Below are 20644 nucleotides of genomic sequence, written 5' to 3'. Positions count from 1 at the left end.
GCGGGGTGACAGAACCCGCCGTACAGGCCGCCTTCGAGCTCATGCCCCTCGTCGGCTCCCGGCGTACGCGCCCCGCCTACGGGGCGCCCGCTGGACCTCGCGCCACCGCGCGGGAGGCGCGGGGTCCGGGGCGGAGCCCCGGGGAACGGGCGAAGGGCGGGGAGGGGCAGGCCCCGCGCAGCGGCCGCGTACACGGCCCGCCCCCGCCCCGCCACCCGCGGAGCCAGGCCGTCTCTTCCGGATCTTGCTCCCCCGGCTACCGCTGGGAGGTGCCCCCAGACCCGCCACGCCTGGCACGGCACCTCGCCGCGTCGTCGGCACAGCCGAGTACGTCCAGTACGCGCGCTGTGCCTCCGCATTGCGAGGCACCGCACCAGACGCCGCGGGCTTGACCGGCAAGACCCGAAAGAGACGACCTAGATCGCTTCCTTGCGGGTCAGGAAGTTGAACGACAGCCACCCCGGCAGCACCGGCAGCCAGAAGGTCATCAGACGGAACAGCAGCACCGCCGAGATCGCGACCTCCTTCTCCAGCCCCGCCGCGATCAGACCCAGCGTCAGGGTGGTCTCCACCGCCCCGATGCCGCCCGGCGTCGGCGCCGCCGAGCCGAGCGCGTTGCCCGCCAGGAACACCACCGCGATGCTCGCGTAGCTGATGGCCTCCCCGCCCCCGAAAGCGCGGATCGAGGCGTCCAGGCACATCACGAAGCAGCCGGTCAGCAGCAGCATGCCGCCGATGCCGGTCATCAGCTTCTGCGGCCGCTGGAGCACGTCCAGCATGCGCGGCACCACGCCCGCGAACAGCGCCCGCACCCGTGTCACCACGAACTTCCGCAGGAACGGCACCGCCGTGACGACCAGCACCAGCACCGCCACCGTCAGCAGGCCCGCGATGACCGTCCTCGACGGGGTCATCTCGGGGGTCTTCTCCGTGCCCGTCAGGTAGCCGAAGGCCAGCAGCAGCAGGATGTGGCTGGCCAGCCCGAAGAGCTGCGAAGCGCCGACGCTCGCCACCGCCAGCCCCGGCCGGACGCCCGCCCGTTGCAGGAACCGGGTGTTCAGCGCGACACCGCCCACCGCCGCCGGGGCGACCAGCTTCACGAACGACCCCGCGACCTGCGCGACCACCGTCCGCAGGAAGGACACCCGTTCCGGGACGAAGCCCAGCAGGCTCATCGCCGCCGCGAAGTACGTCAGCGCCGAGAAGGCGAGCGCCGCCCCGACCCAGCCCCACTGCGCCTGGCCGACGATGGTCGCGAAGTCCACGTGCGCCAGCTGCGTGAGCAGGAAGTACGCGCCGAAGGCACCCGCGATGAAGGAGACCAGCGTGCGCGGCCGGATCCGCTCCAGCCGGGCCGGCTCCACCGGCGCCTGCGGGCGGATCAGCAGCACCTGCCGACGGATCTGGCTGAGAAGGTCCTCCTCCCGCGCCCCCTCCAGCGCGTCGTCCAGCGCCCTCTTCTCGGCCTTGCGGTCGGCGGCCGGGCTGGGGGCCGCCGGTGCGGCGCCGTCGCCCGCCTCGCGCGCGGCCTTCGCCGCCCGCGAGGACTCCAGTACGGCTTCCCGCTGCCGGTCGGCCCGCTCCCGGGCCAGCTTGCGCAGGGTCGCCCGGGTGGACCGGCTCAGCGCGATCGGCTGGAGCAGCGGCAGGCAGTCCGCCACCGCGTCCGGACCTAGCACCGACACCGCCGAGGCCACCGACCGCTCCGCGCCGATCCGCAGGCCGAGCGTGGTCAGCAGCTGCGCGATGTCCATCCGCAGCACCAGGTCACCGGCCGCGATCTCACCGCCCCGCAGGTCCGTGAGGATCACCTTGCCGGAACGATCCACCACCAGCGCGTCCCCCGTGAGCCGGCGGTGCGCGATCCGGCGCGACTGCAGGGCCCGTACCTGCTCCCACGCGTTGCGGATCAGCTCGTCGGTGATCTCCTCGTCGGCGAGGGCGTCCAGGTTGCGGCCGCCCAGGTGCTCGTAGACGAGCATCACGGCGTCCGGGCCCAGCTCGGAGGTGGCGATCAGCTTCGGCGCGTTCGCACCGGCCGCGATGGCGGCGTACGCGAGCAGGGCCTCCTGCTCCAGCGCCTGCCGCAGGGACTGGATGCTGCGCCGGGTGGTGATCCCGCGCAGGGTCATCCGCCGCCAGACCCGGTAGAAGAAGCCCTGCGCCTGCTGTTCGCGGTCCACGACGGTGACGTCCAGCGGAGGGCCGTCCTCCAGCGTGACGTGGTACCGGCGGCCACGGTCGCCGATCTCCGTGCCGTCCCCGTCCGGGGCCTCCGCGCGCATCGCGCTGACCGGCTGGAAGCCGACGCGGCGCAGCCCGGCGAGGAGGTTCTGCCCGGTGGGCCGGACGTTCGGCGAGCCGACCGCGTACAGGGTTCCGTACGCCACGCTCCAGCCGATCAGCACCGTCAGGATGATCGAGAACGGTGTGGTGTACCCGCTGACCAGCATCGCGAAGGCGTCCAGCAGCAGGACCACCCACAGCGCGACCCGCCAGCGCGGCCGCCGGGTCATCCCGACGGCGGTCATGTACGCGATCACGGGCGCGAGGTACCCGTGCACCGGGTCCGTGGAGGCGCCGGGCGTGCCCGTGGCACGGGTGAGGGCGTCCTGGATGGTCCCGGGCGCGCCCTGGGACACCCACAGGTCGGTGGCCAGGGTCACCCCGTGCGCGAGGACGGCCGCGAGGACGCCGTCGGCGATGCGCAGCCCGTCGCGTTTGATCAGCCGCTCGATGGCGAAGGCCACCGGTACGAGGAGCACGGCGATGCTGGACACCAGCCCCGCGACCTTGATCAGCAGGTCCGGCGCCTGGCCGGTGCCCTGCGTGATGTCCTGCTCCAGGCCCGCGGTGGTGCCGTGGGCGAAGGCGGCGATGCCGAGCACGACGGCGATGCCGAGGATCCCGGCGAGCAGACGGACCAGGTCGGAGGGCCGGTGCACGCGGGCGGCGAGCAGCGGCTCGTCCACCTCGACGCGGTCGGCCGCCGTCGGCGTGTGGCCGGGCGGGTCGTCGGGGTGCGCCTCGTCCGGGCGCGCGTCATCGCCCCTCGCCGCGCCGTCCGGAGGGCTCACAACCCGCTCCTTCGCCGTCACATCCGTCTCTTCTTGATCACGTATCACCAGTCACCGCCCGGAAGATGGTGGCACGGACCGGCGGCCGAGCGGGGCAGCAGGGTGCGCGCCGGTACGGAAGGAAGGCTTCCACCGAGCCGCCCGGAACATCCGGCACCATGTGCCGAATGAGCGAAGAGCTGCCCGCCTACGCGGAGCGGGTACTGGAGGTCGCCGAGCGGATTCCGCCCGGCCGGGTGATGACGTACGGGGACGTCGCCGAGTGGCTCGGCGAGGGCGGACCGCGCCAAGTCGGGCGTGTCATGGCCCTGTACGGAGGAGCCGTGCCCTGGTGGCGCGTGGTGCGGGCGGACGGCGTACCCCTGCCCGGCAGCGAGCGGCGCGCCCTCGGGCACTACCGGTCCGAGGGCACCCCGCTGCGCGAGACCGCCTCCGGCGAGCCGCGGCTGGCGATGCGCAGGGCGCGCTGGGACGGGCACGAGGAGGGGCGCGGAGGCGACGAGGCTCACACCTGACAGCTTCCGGCATACGAGACGCGGACGGAGGGTCGAAGGCCCGTACGGAGGACGGGGCCGCAGGCCTCCCGGGCGACGCCCGGCCCCGGCGGGACGGACTGCGGGGGCCGCCGCGGTTGGCGTAGCGTTGCCTCTTCGGCGTACGCGGCCGGGGACCTCCCGACCACCGCGGCCGCCGGCCAGACCGCAGCGACCGCAGACCCACCAGGACCGGCACCCCACGTGATCACCTCTTCTCCCGGCCGCTCGGAGCGGCGTACGCGGACACCCGACGCGTACCGCCTGGTGCGGACCGGGCCGCGGCAGGTGGCCGTCCCTGTGCTGGACGCAGCGCAGCGCGCGGTGGTTGATCACACCCGCGGACCGCTTCTGGTGCTCGCCGGACCGGGCACCGGCAAGACCACCACCCTCGTCGAGGCGGCCGCCGCCCGGGTCGAGGCCGGCACCGACCCCGCCCGCGTCCTGATCCTCACCTTCAGCCGGAAGGCGGCCGTGGAGCTGCGCGACCGCGCCGCCCTGCGGCTCGGCGGCGCCCGCGCCCCGCAGGCCACCACCTTCCACTCCTTCTGCTACGGCCTGGTCCGCGCCCACCAGGACCACGAGCTGTTCGCGGACCCGCTGCGGCTGCTGTCCGGCCCGGAGCAGGACGTGATGGTCCGCACCCTGCTGGAGGGCCAGCGGCGGCTGCGGTCCATCCGCTGGCCGGACGACCTGCGGGCCGCGCTCACCACCCGCGGGTTCGCCGACGAGGTCCGCGCCGTCCTCGCCCGCGCCCGCGAGCTCGGCCTGGGCCCCGAGGCCCTCGCCACCTTCGCCGAGCGCATCGGGCGCCCCGACTGGAAGGCGGCCGCCGCCTTCCTCTCCGAGTACCTCGACGTACTCGACCTCCAGGGCTCCCTGGACTACGCGGAACTCCTCCACCGCGCCGTCCTCCTGGCCGAGGGCACCCCGTCGCTGTCCTCCGCGTACGACGTGATCTACGTGGACGAGTACCAGGACACCGACGCCTCCCAGCTGCGGCTGCTGCGCGCGCTGAACGGCCCCGCCGGGACGCTGGTGGCCTTCGGCGACCCGGACCAGTCGATCTACGCCTTCCGGGGCGCCGACATCAACAACGTCCTCGACTTCGACTCGGCCTTCCCCGGCGCGCGGGTCCGGGCGCTGACCGTCGGCCGCCGCTCGGGCTCCGCCCTGCTGGCCGCCACCCGCCTCCTCACCACCCGCATGCCGCTGCCGCGCCTGCCCGCCGCCGCGGTCCGGGCCCACCGCGACCTCGCGCCCGCCCGGGAAGGCGGCCGGGTCGAGGTGTACACCTACCCGACGGCGGGCGCCGAGCTCGACAACATCGCCGACATCCTGCGCCGGGCCCACCTGGAGGACGGCGTGCCCTGGCGGGACATGGCCGTCCTGGTCCGCGCGGGCGGCCGCACCCTCCCGGCGATGCGCCGCGCCCTGATCGCGGCGGGAGTCCCCGCGGAGACCGACGCGGCGTCCACCCCCCTGCGCCACGAACCCGCCGTGGCCCCCCTCCTGACGGCCCTCCGCCTCACCGCCACGGCGGCGGCGGGACCGCTGCCGCCGGACGAGCGGGAGGACCCGGCGGACCCGGCCGGCCCCTCCGCGCCGCTGCCGCTCGACGGCCGGGACGCCCCGGAGGACCCGGCGGGCTCGCCCGCGACGCCGCTCGACGGCCCGGGGCGCCCGGCGGGCCAGGCGGCTGCGCCGGTGCCGCTCGACGGCGGGGAGGCTGCGGTGGACGCGGCAGCCGCCCCCGCCCCGCTGCTGCCGCTTGACGGCCCGGAGGACCCGGCGGGCCAGGCGGCTGCGCCGGTGTCGCTGGCGCTCGACGGCCGGGACGCCCCGGCGGCCCCGGCCGGCCCGGTTGGCCCCGCCGCCGGCGGAGGCGAAGGATGGGTCGGGGTCGAGGGGGCCCTCGCGCTGCTCACCTCGCCGCTCGGCGGGATGGACGCCGCCGACCTGCGCCGGCTCGGGCGGGCGCTGCGCGACGAGGAGCGGGCCGCCGGGGTCGCCGTACCCGCGCCCTCCGACGTGCTGCTGGCCCGCGCCCTCGCCGAGCCCGAGCGGCTCACCGCCCACGACCCCGCCTACGCCCGCGGAGCGCAGCGCCTCGGCCTGCTGCTGCGCAAGACCCGCGAGCTGCTCCAGGGCGGCGGCACCGCCGAGGAGGCCCTGTGGGCCCTCTGGGACGGCACCCCCTGGCCGCAGCGCCTCGAACGCCGGGCCCGCCGCGGCGGCACCGCCGGCCGCAACGCCGACCGCGACCTCGACGCGGTCTGCGCCCTCTTCGACAACGCCGCCCGCGCGGAGGAACGTACCGGCGGCCGCGGCGCGCTCAACTTCCTCGAGCAGCTGGAGGCCGAGGACATCGCCGCCGACACCCTCACCGGGCGCGCCGTACGCACCGACGCCGTACGCCTCATGACCGCGCACCGCTCCAAGGGCCTGGAGTGGGGGCTCGTCGTCGTCGCCGGGGTGCAGGAAGGGCTCTGGCCCGACCTGCGCCGCCGCGGTTCCCTCCTGGAGGCCGACCGGATCGGACGCGACGGCCTCGCCGAACCCCTCACCCCCGGCGCCCTCCTCGCCGAGGAACGGCGGCTCTTCTACGTCGCCGCCACCCGCGCCCGCCACCGGCTCGTGGTCACCGCCGTCAAGGCCCCCGCCGAGGACGGCGACCAGCCCTCCCGCTTCCTCACCGAACTCGGGGTCACCCCCAAGGACGTCACCGGCCGCCCCCGCCGCCCCCTCGCCGTCCCCGCCCTCGTCGCCGAGCTCCGCGCCACCACCGTCGACCCCGAGGCCTCGCCCGCACTGCGCGACGCCGCCGCCCGCCGCCTGGCCCGCCTCGCCGCGCTCACCGACGACGACGACCGCCCGCTGGTCCCCGCCGCGCACCCGCAGCGCTGGTGGGGCCTGTACGAGCCGACCCGCGCGCCCGCCCCGCTCCGCGACCGGGACCGGCCCGTCGCCCTCTCCGGCAGCGCGCTTGAGCAGCTCGCCAACACCTGCTCCCTCCAGTGGTTCCTGGGCCGCGAGGTCAAGGCCGACGCCCCCTCCACCGCCGCCCAGGGCTTCGGCAACGTCGTCCACGTCCTCGCCGACGAGGTCGCCTCCGGCCGCACCCCCGCCGACCTCGCCGTCCTCATGGAACGCCTCGACTCCGTCTGGGACGCCCTCGCGTTCGACGCCCCCTGGAAGTCCCGCCAGGAGAAGGACAACGCCCGCGCCGCCCTCGAACGCTTCCTGCGCTGGCACACCACCGACCGCGGCGGCCGCACCGCCGTCGCCACCGAGCACGACTTCGACGTCACCCTCGACGCCGGCGAGTACGCCGTACGGATCCGCGGCTCCATGGACCGCGTCGAGGCCGACCCGCAGGGCCGCGCGTACGTCGTCGACTTCAAGACCGGCAAGGGCGCCCCGACCAAGGAAGAGGTCGCCCGCCACCCGCAGCTCGCCGTCTACCAGCTGGCCGTCCGCCAGGGAGCCGTCGACGAGGTCTTCGACGGCCGCCGCCCCGAACCGGGCGGCGCCGAACTCGTCCAGCTGCGCCAGGGCGCCGCGAAGCGCGACGGCGGCGACGCGGTCCCGAAGATCCAGGCGCAGGAGCCGCTGTCCGGCGGCAGCTCCGGCGCATGGGTCGGCGACCTGCTGGCCACCGCCGCCGGACGGGTCCTCGACGAACGCTTCGCCCCCGCCACCGGCGAGCACTGCACCCGCTGCGCCTTCCGCAGCGCCTGCAGCGCCCTGCCCGAGGGCCGCCAGACCGTGGAATGAGACGGCGGCGGGGAGTGTCGGCGGCTGCGGCTAGCCTTTTGAGGTGACCGCGTACGTGTCCGGGCGCGCCCCCGTCCTCGACGATCCCGAGCAGCTCAAGGAGCTCCTCGGGATCCCCTTCACGCCCGAACAGCTGGCCTGCGTCACCGCCCCCGCCGCCCCCCAGGTGATCGTCGCGGGCGCCGGCTCCGGCAAGACCACCGTCATGGCCGCCCGAGTCGTCTGGCTGGTGGGCACCGGCACCGTCGCCCCCGAACAGGTCCTCGGCCTGACCTTCACCAACAAGGCCGCCGGGGAACTGGCCGAGCGCGTGCGCAAGGCCCTCACCCGGGCCGGCATCACCGACCCCGACCCTTCCCCGGCCGACGTCGAGGCCGGGACGGCCGGCGGTGAGCCCCGCATCTCCACCTACCACGCCTTCGCCGGGCAGCTCCTCAAGGACCACGGCCTGCGCATCGGCCTCGAGCCCAGCGCCCGCCTCCTCGCCGACGCCACCCGCTTCCAGCTCGCCGCGAAGGTGCTCCGTGAAGCCCCCGGCCCCTACCCGTCCCTCACCAAGTCCGTGCCCGACCTGGTCAGCGACCTCCTCGCGCTCGACGCGGAACTCTCCGAACACCTCGTCGAGCCGGCCGCGCTGCGCGCGTACGACACCGCCCTGCTCGACGGGCTCGCCGGCGCCAAGCTCACCAACGACGACCTGCGCAAGGTCCCCGAAGCGGTACGCGGCCGCCTGGAGCTGCTCGAACTGGTCTCCCGCTACCGCGCCGCCAAACGCTCCCGCGACCTCTTCGACTTCGGCGACCAGATCGCCCTCTCCGCGCGGCTCGCCACCACCCGCCCGGAGGTCGGAGCCCTGCTGCGCGAGGAGTTCCGGGTGGTCCTCCTCGACGAGTACCAGGACACCTCCGTCGCCCAGCGGCTGCTGCTGTCCGGCCTCTTCGGCGCGGGCACCGGGCACGCCGTGACCGCCGTCGGCGACCCCTGCCAGGCCATCTACGGCTGGCGCGGCGCGTCCGTCGCCAACCTCGACGACTTCCCCGAGCACTTCCCGCACGCCGACGGCCGCCCCGCGACCCGCCTCTCCCTCAGCGAGAACCGCCGCAGCGGCGGCCGCCTCCTCGCCCTGGCCAACGGCCTCGCCGCCCCGCTGCGCGTCCTCCACGAGGGCGTCGAGGCGCTGCGCCCCGGCCCCGGCGCCGAGCACGACGGCGTGGTCCGCTGCGCCCTGCTCAACACCCACGCCGAGGAGCTGGAGTGGCTCGGCGACTCCGTCGCCCACCTGGTGCGCACGGGCACCGAGCCGGGCGAGATCGCGGTGCTGTGCCGCTCCGCCGCCGACTTCGCCCGCATCCAGGCGGTCCTGGTCGCCCGGGACGTCCCGGTGGAGGTCGTGGGCCTGTCCGGCCTGCTGCACCTCCCGGAAGTGGCCGACCTCGTCTCCGTCTGCGAGGTGCTCCAGGACCCCGGGGCCAACGCCGCCCTGGTACGCCTGCTCATCGGCCCCCGCTGGCGCATCGGCGCCCGCGACCTGGCCCTGCTCGGACGCCTGGCCCGGCAGCTGGTGGCCCGGCCCGGCGCCGACCGGGGCCCCGACGGCCGGCTCGCCGCGGCGGTCGAGGGCGTCGACCCGGCGGAGGTCGTCTCCCTGGCCGACGCGCTGGAGACCTTCCTCGACGGCGGCGCCGCCGAGGACCTGCCCTTCTCCGCCGCCGCCCGGGTCCGCTTCGCCCACCTCGCCCAAGAGCTGCGGGACCTGCGGCGCGCCCTCGCCGACCCCCTGATGGACGTCCTGCACCGGGTCCTGGCCACGACCGGCCTCGACGTGGAGCTGTCCGCATCCCCGCACGCCCTGGCCGCGCGCCGGCGCGAGACGCTCTCCGGCTTCCTCGACGTCGCGGCCGGCTTCGCCGCGCTGGACGGCGAGGCGACCCTGCTGGCGTTCCTCGGCTTCCTGCGCACGGCCGCGCAGTACGAGAAGGGCCTCGACCACGCGCTGCCCGGCGGGGAGAACACGGTCAAGGTGCTGACGGCCCACAAGTCCAAGGGCCTGGAGTGGGACGTGGTGGTCGTCCCCGGCCTCTGCGCGGGCTCCTTCCCGAAGGAGAAGGCCCCCGAGGCCTGGACCTCGTACCCGAAGGTCCTCCCGTACGCCCTGCGCGGCGACGCCCCGACCCTGCCCGGGGACCCGGAGTGGACCGCGGCGGGACTGAAGTCCTTCAAGGCGTCCCTGAAGGCCCACAAGCAGACGGAAGAACTCCGCCTCGGCTACGTGACCTTCACCCGCCCCCGTTCCCTCCTGCTCGCCTCGGGCCACTGGTGGGGTCCCACCCAGAAGCGCCGCCGGGGCCCTTCCGCCTTCCTCCAGGCCCTCCACGACCACTGCGCGGCCGGCTTCGGCGAGATCGAAGCCTGGGCGGACGAACCGGCCCCCGACGCCGAGAACCCGGCCCTGGCGGCCGACGCCGACGCCGGCCACACCTGGCCCCTGCCCCTGGACCCGGCCTCCCTGGCCCTGCGCCGCGAGGCGGCCGCCCTGGTCGAGGCCCACCTCGCCGCCCCCCGCCCCCAGGCCCCGGCCGAGGAAGACCCCTACCTCTGGCCCCCGCACTGCGAGGACCCGTCCTACGACGACGAACCCCCGCCCGACGAGCCCGCGCCCGCCGCCTCCGCCGAGGACGACCTGTGGGCCGGCGAAGCGGTACCGGCGGACCCATGGGCTCCGCCGGGGCCCGCCGGCCCGCCGGAGGACCTCTGGGCCGGCGAAGCCGTCCGGCCCGCCCCCGCCGCCGGCCCCGGCCACCGGGGCGGCGAGGCCGTCGTCCCCCGGCAGGCGGGCCCGGCCCTCCCCTACCCGCACGCGGGCGGCCCGCGGCATGCCGCCGGCGATCAGCTGACCCCCGAGGAAGCCCGGACGGTGGCCTCCTGGGACCGTGACCTCGACGCCCTCGAGGGCGAGCTCCGCCGCGCCCGCGCAGCCGTACGGGACGTCGAGCTGCCCTCCGCCCTGTCCGCGAGCCAGCTCCTGCGCCTCGCCGCCGACGAGCAGGGCTTCGTACGCGATCTCGCCCGCCCCATGCCCAAGCCGCCGCAGCCCGCGGCCCGCCAGGGCACCCGTTTCCACGCCTGGGTCGAGTCCCGCTTCGAGGAACTGCCCCTGCCGCTCCTCGACGACCTCCTCGACCCCGCGACCGACCTCCCCGGCTCCGGCCAGGAGGTCGCGGACGAGGCCGACCTCGCCGCCCTCAAGGCCGCCTTCGAGCGCAGCGAGTACGCCGAGCGCACCCCGTACCGGATGGAGGCCCCGGTCCAGCTCACCCTCGCGGGCCGGGTGATCCGCGGCCGGATCGACGCCGTGTACCGCAATCCGGACGGCTCGTACGAGGTGGTCGACTGGAAGACGGGCCGCACCACCCAGGCCGACCCGCTCCAGCTCGCCGTGTACCGCCTGGCCTGGGCCGAAGCCACCGGCACCCCCCTCGACCGGGTCTCGGCCGCCTTCCTGCACGTCCGCAGCGGCCGGGTGATCCGCCCCCGCGGCCTCCCCGGCCGGGAGCGTCTTGAGCGGATCCTCCAAGGCGAATCGGGCGCGGACGGTGCCCACGAGGCGGACGGTTAGGCTCGTGGCCATGAGCGAAACCCCGGACAGCGTCGTCCGCACGTACATCGAGGCCCACCGCGCCGCCTTCCTCGACGACCTCGCCGAGTGGCTCCGCATCCCCTCCGTCTCGGCCCAGCCCGAGCACGCGGACGACGTACGCCGCAGCGCCGACTGGCTCGCCGCGAAGCTCAAGGAGACCGGCTTCCCCGTCAGCGAGGTCTGGGAGACCGCCGGCGCCCCCGCCGTGTTCGCCCACTGGCCGGCCGCCGACCCCGCCGCCCCCACCGTCCTCGTGTACGGGCACCACGACGTCCAGCCCGCCGCCCTCGCCGACGGCTGGCACACCGAGCCCTTCGAGCCGGTCGTCAAGGACGGCCGGATGTACGCGCGGGGCGCGGCCGACGACAAGGGCCAGGTGTTCTTCCACACGCTCGGCCTGCGCGCCCACCTCGCGGCGACCGGCGCGGGGGCCCCCGCCGTGCACCTCAAGCTGCTCATCGAGGGCGAGGAGGAGTCCGGCTCCCCGCACTTCCGCGCCCTCGTCGAGGACCGCGCCGCCGCACTCGCCGCCGACGTCGTGATCGTGTCCGACACCGGCATGTGGTCCGAGACCACCCCCACCGTCTGCACCGGCATGCGCGGCGTCGCCGATTGCGAGATCGACTTCCACGGCCCCGACCAGGACATCCACTCGGGCGCCTTCGGCGGGGCCGTGCCCAACCCGGCCACCGTCGCCGCCCGCGTTGTCGCGGCGCTGCACGACGAGGACGGGCGGGTCACGATCCCCGGCTTCTACGACGGCATCGCCGAGCTGACCGAGGCCGAGCGCCGGCTGATCTCCGAGCTGCCCTTCGACGAGGCCGAGTGGCTCCGTACGGCCAAGTCCCACGCCACCGCGGGCGAGGCCGGCTACTCCACCCTGGAGCGGGTCTGGGCCCGCCCGACCGCCGAGGTCAACGGCATCGGCGGCGGCTACCAGGGCCCCGGCGGCAAGACCATCGTGCCCGCCTCCGCCCACCTGAAGCTGTCGTTCCGCCTGGTCTCCGGGCAGGACCCGTACGAGGTCGAGGCGGCCGTCCGGGACTGGGTCGCGGCCCGGGTGCCCGACGGCATCCGGCACAGCATCACCTTCGGCGCACCCACCCGTCCCTGCCTCACCCCGCTGGACCACCCCGCGCTGCGCTCCGTGGTCCGCGCCATGGGCCGCGCCTTCGGGCAGCAGGTCCGCTTCACCCGCGAGGGCGGCTCCGGGCCGGCGGCCGACCTCCAGGACGTACTGGGCGCCCCGGTGCTGTTCCTGGGGATCTCCGTACCCTCCGACGGCTGGCACTCGCCGAACGAGAAGGTCGAGCTCGACCTGCTCCTCAAGGGCGTGGAGACCACCGCCTACCTGTGGGGCGACCTCGCCGCGAACTGGTCGCCGCGGACCGCCACCGCCGCCACCACCTGACAACCGTTCCGTACGCCTGCCTTGTCCCACCACCGGGGGAGTTGGAAGTACCAGTGAGCACCCATACCGAGCGCCCTCTCTCGCTCACCGCGCCCAGCGGGATCGACCGCGCCGCGCACCACCGCCTCGACGAGGCGTGGCTCGCCGCGGCCTGGAGCCACCCGACGACCCGCGTCTTCGTCGTCTCCGGCGGCCAGGTGCTGATCGACGACACCCCCGAGGGCGGGACGGGCATCGTGATGACCCCCGCCTTCGAGGCCCCGGTCACCGAGACGCACCGGTACTTCCTGGGCACCGACGAGGAGGGCGTACGGTACTTCGCGCTGCAGAAGGACTCCCTGCCGGGCCGCATGGACCAGTCGGCCCGCCCGGCCGGGCTCCGCGAGGCCGGGCTGCTGCTGAACCCGCGCGACGCCGGGCTGATGGTGCACGCGGTGGCGCTGGAGAACTGGCAGCGCATGCACCGCTTCTGCTCCCGCTGCGGCGAGCGCACCGTCGTCGCCGCGGCCGGCCACATCCGCCGCTGCCCCGGCTGCGGTGCCGAGCACTACCCGCGCACCGACCCGGCCGTGATCATGCTGGTCACCGACGAGCACGACCGCGCCCTGCTGGGCCGCCAGGTGCACTGGCCGGAGGGCCGCTTCTCCACGCTGGCCGGCTTCGTGGAGCCGGGCGAGTCGATCGAGCAGTCGGTGATCCGCGAGGTGTGGGAGGAGGCGGGGGTGCGCATCGGCGCGGTCGAGTACGTCGCCAGCCAGCCCTGGCCGTTCCCGTACAGCCTGATGCTGGGCTTCAACGCCCGCGCCGTCAGCTCGGAGATCACGGTCGACGGCGAGGAGATCCAGGAGGCCCGCTGGTTCTCCCGCGAGGACTACCGCGCCGCGATCGAGGCCGGCGAGGTCCTGCCCCCGTCGGGCATCTCCATCGCGGCCCGCCTGGTCGAGCTCTGGTACGGCCAGCCGCTTCCCAAGGGACCGGCCACCGTCTGAGGCCTCCGTCCGAATACGCAGACGGCCCCCGCCGGGGGCGGGGGCCGTTCCTGGGAGCGGGCGGGTCAGACGGCGAGGGCCTGCTTGACCTGGGCCAGGCTCGGGTTCGTCATGACGGACTCGTTGCCGGCGGAGGACTTCACGAGCACGGTCGGAACCGTCTGGTTGCCGTTGTTGGCCTTCTCCACGAACGCGGCGGACTCCGGGTCGAGCTCGATGTTGATCTCGTTGTACGCGATGCCTTCCCGGTCCAGCTGCGTCTTCAGCCGACGGCAGTAGCCGCACCAGGTGGTGCTGTACATCGTGACGGTGCCCGTGTCCTGCATGCTCGCTCCTCTGTGAGGTCTCGGTGGATCGCGATGCCGGTCGATCCGAGCCGGATGATCCGAGGAGTCGAACGTCCCGCCCCGCCGCGCCATTCCCGCCCCGGCGACCGGTGTGACCGATCCGACTGCCGGTGTGAGCGATCCGCCTGCCGGCCGGTCCGCTCCCGGGATACCCGCCGGTCCGGCGGTTCCCACCGGTATGACGGACCCCGCGGCCCTGTGGACAGGTTTCCCGTCCGACCCACCGGACCTGGCAGCATGGCGGGGTGACAGCAGCAACGCACTCCTCATCCGTACCGGCCGGCGGCGGCGCGCCCGACGTCGACGCCGACGCCGTGCTCCAGGGCCTCGACCCTGAGCAGCGCGAGGTCGCCACGACCCTGCGCGGTCCGGTGTGCGTGCTGGCCGGCGCCGGTACCGGCAAGACCCGCGCGATCACCCACCGCATCGCCTACGGGGTCCGCTCGGGCCAGCTCATGCCGGCCAGCGTGCTGGCCGTCACCTTCACCAACCGCGCCGCCGGGGAGATGCGCGGCCGGCTGCGCGCCCTCGGCGCGGGCGGGGTCCAGGCCCGCACCTTCCACTCCGCCGCCCTGCGCCAGCTCCAGTACTTCTGGCCCCGGGCGATCGGCGGGGAGGTGCCCCGGCTCCTGGAACGCAAGATCCAGTTCGTGGCCGAGGCCGGCGCGCGCTGCCGGGTCCGCCTCGACCGCAACGAGCTGCGCGACGTCACCGGCGAGATCGAGTGGGCCAAGGTCACCCAGACCGTGCCCGCCGACTACCCGGCCGCCGCCCTCAAGGCGGGCCGCGAGGCCCCCCGCGACATGGCGGAGATCGCACAGATCTACGGCACGTACGAGCAGCTCAAGCGGGACCGCGGCATGATCGACTTCGAGGACGTGCTGCTCCTCACCGTCGGCATCCTCCAGGACCGCCACGACATCGCCGAGCAGATCCGCACCCAGTACCAGCACTTCGTGGTGGACGAGTACCAGGACGTCAGCCCGCTCCAGCAGCGCCTGCTGGAGCTGTGGCTCGGCGACCGCGACAGCCTCTGCGTCGTCGGCGACGCCAGCCAGACGATCTACTCCTTCACCGGCGCGACCCCCGACCACCTGCTGAACTTCCGCACCCGCTACCCGCAGGCCACCGTGGTCAAGCTGGTCCGCGACTACCGCTCCACCCCCCAGGTGGTCCACCTCGCCAACGGTCTGCTGAACCAGGCCCGCGGCCGGGCCTCCGAACACCGGCTGGAGCTCGTCTCCCAGCGCGAACCCGGCCCCGACCCGGTCTACGCCGAGTACCCCGACGAGCCCGCCGAGGCCGAGGGCGTGGCCCGCCGCATCCGCGACCTGATCGCGGCCGGGGTCCCGGCCGGCGAGATCGCCGTCCTCTACCGCATCAACGCCCAGTCCGAGGTGTACGAGCAGGCCCTCGCCGACGCCGGCGTCCCGTACCAGCTGCGCGGGGCGGAGCGCTTCTTCGAGCGCGCCGAGGTGCAGAAGGCGGTCCTCGCGCTGCGCGGTGCCGCCCGCTCCGCGGGCAACGACCCGCTGCTGGACGACGTCGTCGAGCTGGGTGCCCAGGTCCGGGCCGTGCTCAGCTCCACCGGCTGGACCGCCGAGCCGCCCGCCGGCTCCGGCGCGGTGCGCGACCAGTGGGAATCGGTGGCCGCGCTGGTCCGTCTCGCCGAGGACTTCGCCCGCAGCCGCCCGGGCGCCGGGCTGGCCGAGCTCACCGTCGAGCTGGACGAGCGCAAGGCCGCGCAGCACGCGCCGACCGTCCAGGGCGTCACCCTCGCCTCGCTGCACGCCGCGAAGGGCCTGGAGTGGGACGCCGTGTTCCTGGCCGGCCTCACCGACGGCATGATGCCGATCACATACGCCAAGACCGACGAACAGGTCGAGGAGGAGCGCCGGCTGCTGTACGTCGGCGTCACCCGGGCCCGGCTCCACCTGACCCTCTCCTGGGCCCTCTCCCGGGCTCCCGGCGGCCGGTCCTCCCGTCGCCCCAGCCGTTTCCTGAACGGGCTGCGGCCGGGCTCCGCGGCTCCCGTGAGCCGGCCGGGCGCCCCGGCCGAGGGCGCACCGCGCAAGCGCGGCCGCCGGGGGCCGGTGCTGTGCCGGGTCTGCGGCAGGACGCTGACGGAGGCAGGGGACATCAAGCTGATGCGCTGCGGGGACTGCCCGTCGGACATGGACGAGGGCCTCTACGAGCGGCTGCGGGAGTGGCGCGCCGGCCAGTCGAAGCTCCAGGGAATGCCCGCGTACTGCGTGTTCACGGACAAAACCCTCATGGCGATCGCGGAGGCGGCACCCTCCGAGCCCGGAGAGCTCGCGATGATCTCCGGAGTGGGCGGCCGCAAGCTCGAGCGCTACGGCGCCGATGTCCTGGCCATCTGTACTGGTCAGGAGCCTGAGGGCGGGGATCCTGACGACGCGTAGAAACTCGTCGGAAAAATAGTTTGCACATGCCCGTCGCAGCCCCATAGGTTCTTAGCAACGGAAACGGTGGCTTCTCCGAAGCCCTGGATCCGTGCTGTACTTATCCGAATACATGGGACAGGCCCCCGGGCCCGGTCCCCGAGACGCCGAGAGGAGGCGAGACCAGTGGCCAGCTTCATGACCTTCACCAAAATGACCGATCGCTCGGTCGACGCTTCCTGCCTGCTCGGTTCCGTCTCCCTCCGGGGCACCGGTCTGTCCGCGATTTCCGCTGACATCCCCGCCCTGCTGGCGACCCTTCCGGTCAGCGAGCGCAATGAGCGACCGACCAAGGCACTGGTGGCAGTAGCGGAAGCCCCGCAGGCGCACGGCGCCTATGGCTTCGCGGCCGCGGCCGGTGCCGCCAGTGCCGGATTCAAGACGCAGACGAAGCAGCAGCACCACCTGATGTGGGCCTTCCGTGGGCTCGAACCCTGGAGTGATCCAGCCTGATCGCATGATCAGGCCGGCGCCTTCAGGGCCGCGGAACCCCACCCGGGATCCGCGGCCCTTCTGTTTGTCCCCGAACGGGGACGACGGAGCGAAGGGGCCTCGGGACTGGCAGGACCAGCCGCCACCCGGCCGACCGGCCGGAACGACTAGCCGAACAAGACGAGGAAGAAAACACCGTGCAACTCGAAGCGCACGCCCCGTCCGTACCGCAGACCCAAACGATCTCCCCGCCCGCAGTCCCGGAGGACTCCACCTTGACCCCCCTCACCGCGCTCACCGCGCTCGACGACGCGATCGAGAACCTCGGCGTGCCCGTCCCCTGCCGCACCTTCGACCCCGAGGTCTTCTTCGCCGAGTCCCCGGCCGACGTCGAGTACGCCAAGTCCCTCTGCGGCACCTGCCCGCTGGTCGAGGCCTGCCTCGCCGGCGCCAAGGAGCGCCGCGAGCCCTGGGGCGTCTGGGGCGGAGAGCTCTTCGTCCAGGGCGTGGTCGTGGCCCGCAAGCGGCCCCGCGGCCGCCCGCGCAAGAACCCGGTCGCAGCGGCATGACCGCCACCGGAACCATCGACCGCCCCCTCACGCACGACCCCCTGAAGCAGGCCCCCATGTCCCCCTACGCCACCACGAGCGAGCAGCCGCACGGCTCCGCCACCGCAGACTTCATCACCGCCGGTGCGATCACCTCGCGCCAGAACAGGACCCGCGAAATGCAACTCATCCCAGAAGCCCTGGCCCGTGCCCATATGGACGACCGCATGCGCGAGGTGGACGCCGAGCGTCACGCCCTGCGCCTGGTCGCCGCACGGCGCATGCAGCGAAAGGCCGAGCGCGTCTCCATGCGCGCCCGGCGCGCGCTGGCCATGGCCGTCATGCACTGAGCACGCGACGAGCCCCACGGGGCTCGGAAGCGGCTTGAAGGCGACTCGAACGCCGCCGGATCCGACTGAACGCGGCCGGCGGCGGCAGCACCCGGGGGGACCGGTCCGAACGGACCGGTCCCCCCGGTGCGTTGCGGGGCCCCGCACGACCCGGCGGGGATATCGTCTGGTGGTGGACCAGCCGACCCCCCACCCCACCCCGCCCGGGCCCGGGGCCCAGCCCGTCGTCTGCGCGCGCTGCGGTGCCCGCTCCCCGGAAGGCGCCCCGCCGCCACCCACCTGGACGTGCTCGGTGGAGAACGGGACCAGACAGTACTTCTGCGTCGACTGCGCGCGCGCCAACCTCAGGGCGATCGAGGGTCGGCTCGACTCCTCCTGGTGGTGACTCCCGCCTGGTGCCGGCCGGTGCCCTCCCTGCCGCGGCCCGGCCCCGCACCGGCCGGCTTGGGGCCGGTCAGTCCTCGGGCAGGAACCCCGGCAGCCAGGACTCCAGTTCGTCGCGCAGCCGCACCGTCGCCCCCAGCTGGCACAGGACGCCGATGGTGCTCAGCGACACCCGGTGGATCAGCAGGTAGGACGGCGGCAGGTTGATCTGCCGCCCCAACTGGTGGGCGGGGGAGCGCGGATCGGCGATCCGCGCCGCCTGCCCGCGCAGCCACGGCCGGGTGAAGGTGAACTCCTCGGCCTCGGCGGGCTCGATGATGGGCTTGAGGTAGTCGAGCACCGCGTCCGGGTCCAGTTCGACGCTCTCCCTGACGAACCCCTCCGCGCGCAGGTGCCCGTAGACCCCCTCGGCGTCCCCGTCCAGAGTCATCCGCAGGGACCGGCCGATCGGCTTGGGCCAGCCGCCCGGCAGCCGGTCCACCGTGCCGAAGTCCAGCACGCCCAGCCGCATCCGGCCGTCCGCCCCCGTTATCAGCCGGAAGTTCCCCGGGTGCGGATCGGCGTGCAGCAGCCCGGTGCGCGCGGGCCCCGAGAAGAGGAACCGGGCCAGCAACTGCCCTGCGCGGTCACGCTCCTCCTGTGTCCCGTCGGCTATCACCTCCGACAGCGGGGTGCCCTCCATCCACTCGGTCACCAGCACCTGGTCGCCCTGGTGCACGACGTCCGGGACCACCACGTCCCCGTCATCGTCGAAGGCGTCGGCGTGGGTGCGCTGGGCCTCGGCCTCCAGCTCGTAGTCCAGCTCCTCCGCGACCCGGTCGCGCAACTCGGTGATCAGCGGCTTGATGTCCATGCCCGGCACCAGCGGACCCAGCAGACCGGCGAACCGGCCCAGCTGCTTGAGGTCCGACAGCAGCGCCTCACCGGCCCCCGGGTACTGGACCTTGACCGCCACCTGCCGCCCGTCGTGCCACACCGCCCGGTGCACCTGCCCGATCGAGGCGGCCGCGGAAGGCTTGTCCTCGAACTCCTCGAATAGCTCCCGCCAGTCGGCGCCGAGCCGCTCCGCCAACACCTGGTGCACCCGCTCCGCCGGCAGCGGCGGAGCCGCCTCCTGGAGCTTCGTCAGGGCGGCCCGGTAGGGCCCGGCGACCTCCTCGGGAAGCGCCGACTCGAAGACCGAAAGGGCCTGCCCGACCTTCATCGCGCCCCCCTTCAGCTCCCCGAGGGTGCGGAACAACTGCTCGGCGGTGCGCTGCTGGAGCTCGCGCGCCACGATCTCGGCGGACTTGCCGCCGATCCGCTTGCCCAGCCCCCACGTTGCCCGGCCGGCGATGCCGAGCGGTAGCGCGGCCAGCTTGACGGTGCGCGTGACCGCCTTCCGGGGAAGATCAGACATGAGTCCCTCCAGTTCCCAGACCGCTCTGCCGCAAGCGGCGGTTCGAGGCGCGGCGTGGCCCCCGTCGCATCCTGCCATGACCCTCCGGGCGCCCGGACCGGGGCACCTGCCCCGGGTCCGGCGGGAGTCCGGCGGCTCACGACCGCACCGCCCCGGAGTCCGCTCCCGCGGGCTCCGCCGCCACCCCGCCCGGGAGCCCCGCCGCCACCGGCTCCGCCGCCGCGCAGGGGCAGTCCGGATGCGGGCGCAGCGCGGAGCGCGCCCAGTGCAGTGCGGGCAGGGCGGCCTCCCAGCGGGCGGCCGTCGAAGCGGGCAGCTGCCCGTCGAGGAAGGCCAGGGCGTGCGCCGCGGCCAGGCCGGCCACCGCCGTCGACAGCCCCAGGTCACAGGCCGCCGTCCCGCGGCGGCGGTGTGCCGAGCGCCACTGGACCAGCATCCGGGGCCAGGCCGGATCCCGGTCGACGCGGTCGCGCTCCATGCACCCCGCGCAGGCCGTGGATCCGGGCAGCACCAGGGGCCCGACCAGCCCCGTCCCCTCCAGCACCCCCGCGTACAGGTGCGGGGTGCCCGTCGCCACCCAGTCGGCGGCCGTCGCCGGATCTGGGGCCCAGGCCTGGAGCCCGTCCCGGGGCGCGACCACCACCAGGGCCAGCTCCGGCCCCGGGCCCTCGGGATCCCCCGCACGCGGAACCCGACCCGGCGCCGACTCCCGCACCAGCACCCCCGCGGCTTCGGCCCGCGGCCTGCCCACGCTTCCCGGATCCAGGCCGCCCGGGGCCACGTCGGCCGCTTCCGCCCGGCCCCCGTCGAGCACCTCGACCCGGCCCACCCCGGCCCCCGCCAGTACGGAGGCGATCACCGCTCCCACCCGGCCGCTCCCGCGCACCTGGACCCGTAACGCTCTGCGCGCCGCGACCCCCAGCAGGTCACCGCCCGGCTCCCGGTGCACCAGCGAGAGCGAGGCCAGATCGGGCCCCAGCCGCTCCAGCGCCTCCGGCCTGCGCCGCACGGCCTGCGCCCGGGGCCCGCCGGCGGTGAGGTCGTCGAGCAGCCCGGCCCCGGCGAGGTGCCGGACCAGCCCGTCCACCTGCCCCTCCGGCAGCCCCATCCCGGCGCCCTCGGTCCGCAGCAGCTCCATGCTGCGCGTCCCGTCGATGCGGTCGATGAGCGACCCGGTGGCCGTGTCCAGCGGTCCGAGCACCACCGCGTGGGCGGGCGTCACCCCGAACTGCACCGTCTGCAGATCCCTCCACGCCCGCGCCAGCGCCGGCTTCACCTTCGGATACATCGCGGCCTCC

The 20644-nt window shown here is 74.8% G+C and carries 14 protein-coding genes; 10 read left to right on the top strand and 4 right to left on the bottom strand.

Going from position 1 to position 20644, the window contains the following annotated elements; genetic code table 11:
* Window positions 1–416: 416 nt before the first annotated feature.
* Window positions 417–3125: a YbhN family protein gene (locus ACFY7H_RS06375; RefSeq protein ID WP_388933930.1), complete on the bottom strand. Its 2709-nt coding sequence runs from the start codon at window positions 3123–3125 to the stop codon at window positions 417–419.
* Between the two features lie 119 nt (window positions 3126–3244).
* On the opposite strand from ACFY7H_RS06375, the gene ACFY7H_RS06370 reads away from it, so the two are divergent.
* The 5 genes from ACFY7H_RS06370 to nudC all read left to right on the top strand — a co-directional run bounded on the left by ACFY7H_RS06370 (window position 3245) and on the right by nudC (window position 13424).
* Complete coding sequence (locus tag ACFY7H_RS06370; RefSeq protein WP_388933927.1) at window positions 3245–3592, top strand: MGMT family protein; 348 nt, start codon at window positions 3245–3247, stop codon at window positions 3590–3592.
* 222 nt (window positions 3593–3814) lie between these two features.
* Complete coding sequence (locus tag ACFY7H_RS06365; protein WP_388933925.1) at window positions 3815–7387, top strand: ATP-dependent helicase; 3573 nt, start codon at window positions 3815–3817, stop codon at window positions 7385–7387.
* Between the two features lie 43 nt (window positions 7388–7430).
* Window positions 7431–11003, top strand: a complete 3573-nt coding sequence (locus tag ACFY7H_RS06360; protein ID WP_388933923.1) for a UvrD-helicase domain-containing protein — start codon at window positions 7431–7433, stop codon at window positions 11001–11003.
* Window positions 11004–11013: 10 nt separating this feature from the next.
* Entirely contained in the window at window positions 11014–12435 is a 1422-nt protein-coding gene (locus ACFY7H_RS06355; RefSeq protein ID WP_388933921.1) for a dipeptidase, read from the top strand.
* A 41-nt stretch (window positions 12436–12476) separates the two neighbouring features.
* Window positions 12477–13424, top strand: coding sequence for an NAD(+) diphosphatase (nudC, locus tag ACFY7H_RS06350; RefSeq protein WP_388933919.1), 948 nt, complete (start codon window positions 12477–12479; stop codon window positions 13422–13424).
* 65 nt (window positions 13425–13489) lie between these two features.
* Here the strand turns inward: nudC and ACFY7H_RS06345 are convergent, their stop codons facing one another.
* On the bottom strand, window positions 13490–13750 hold the full coding sequence (locus tag ACFY7H_RS06345) for a mycoredoxin (protein ID WP_388933917.1): 261 nt from the start codon (window positions 13748–13750) through the stop codon (window positions 13490–13492).
* Window positions 13751–14016: 266 nt separating this feature from the next.
* Here ACFY7H_RS06345 and ACFY7H_RS06340 point away from each other — a divergent pair, with 266 nt between their 5' ends.
* From ACFY7H_RS06340 to ACFY7H_RS06320, 5 genes are all read left to right on the top strand, one after another.
* Complete coding sequence (locus ACFY7H_RS06340; protein ID WP_388933915.1) at window positions 14017–16194, top strand: ATP-dependent DNA helicase UvrD2; 2178 nt, start codon at window positions 14017–14019, stop codon at window positions 16192–16194.
* Between the two features lie 165 nt (window positions 16195–16359).
* Window positions 16360–16686, top strand: coding sequence for a hypothetical protein (locus ACFY7H_RS06335; protein ID WP_388933913.1), 327 nt, complete (start codon window positions 16360–16362; stop codon window positions 16684–16686).
* A 176-nt stretch (window positions 16687–16862) separates the two neighbouring features.
* Entirely contained in the window at window positions 16863–17234 is a 372-nt protein-coding gene (locus ACFY7H_RS06330) for a WhiB family transcriptional regulator (RefSeq protein WP_356874535.1), read from the top strand.
* Window positions 17231–17563 carry a hypothetical protein gene (locus ACFY7H_RS06325; RefSeq protein WP_388933910.1) on the top strand — a complete coding sequence of 111 codons (333 nt, stop codon included), beginning with the start codon at window positions 17231–17233 and terminating at the stop codon, window positions 17561–17563. The genes ACFY7H_RS06330 and ACFY7H_RS06325 overlap by 4 nt, the downstream gene beginning before the upstream one ends.
* A gap of 172 nt (window positions 17564–17735) precedes the next feature.
* On the top strand, window positions 17736–17948 hold the full coding sequence (locus ACFY7H_RS06320; protein WP_388933908.1) for a hypothetical protein: 213 nt from the start codon (window positions 17736–17738) through the stop codon (window positions 17946–17948).
* A gap of 69 nt (window positions 17949–18017) precedes the next feature.
* On the opposite strand, the gene ACFY7H_RS06315 is transcribed toward ACFY7H_RS06320, so the two are convergent.
* Both ACFY7H_RS06315 and ACFY7H_RS06310 read right to left on the bottom strand, forming a co-directional pair.
* Window positions 18018–19346 carry an ABC1 kinase family protein gene (locus ACFY7H_RS06315; protein ID WP_388933905.1) on the bottom strand — a complete coding sequence of 443 codons (1329 nt, stop codon included), beginning with the start codon at window positions 19344–19346 and terminating at the stop codon, window positions 18018–18020.
* Between the two features lie 136 nt (window positions 19347–19482).
* Window positions 19483–20634: a ThiF family adenylyltransferase gene (locus tag ACFY7H_RS06310; protein ID WP_388933902.1), complete on the bottom strand. Its 1152-nt coding sequence runs from the start codon at window positions 20632–20634 to the stop codon at window positions 19483–19485.
* Window positions 20635–20644 lie beyond the last annotated feature (10 nt).

This window comes from Streptomyces sp. NPDC012794, from assembly GCF_042901085.1.
In the GTDB taxonomy this organism is placed as follows: Bacteria; Actinomycetota; Actinomycetes; order Streptomycetales; family Streptomycetaceae; genus Streptomyces.
The sequence above is the reverse complement of the archived record's forward strand: the minus strand, read 5'-3'. Positions and strand labels throughout refer to the sequence as shown.

Bases quoted from the DNA above. Each gene is read 5' to 3' on its own strand.
- ACFY7H_RS06325 (WP_388933910.1), top strand. From the start codon at position 17,231: ATGACCGCCACCGGAACCATCGACCGCCCCCTCACGCACGACCCCCTG.
- ACFY7H_RS06355 (WP_388933921.1), top strand. From the start codon at position 11,014: ATGAGCGAAACCCCGGACAGCGTCGTCCGCACGTACATCGAGGCCCAC.
- ACFY7H_RS06345 (WP_388933917.1), bottom strand. From the start codon at position 13,750: ATGCAGGACACGGGCACCGTCACGATGTACAGCACCACCTGGTGCGGC.
- ACFY7H_RS06315 (WP_388933905.1), bottom strand. From the start codon at position 19,346: ATGTCTGATCTTCCCCGGAAGGCGGTCACGCGCACCGTCAAGCTGGCC.
- ACFY7H_RS06310 (WP_388933902.1), bottom strand. From the start codon at position 20,634: ATGTATCCGAAGGTGAAGCCGGCGCTGGCGCGGGCGTGGAGGGATCTG.
- ACFY7H_RS06370 (WP_388933927.1), top strand. From the start codon at position 3,245: ATGAGCGAAGAGCTGCCCGCCTACGCGGAGCGGGTACTGGAGGTCGCC.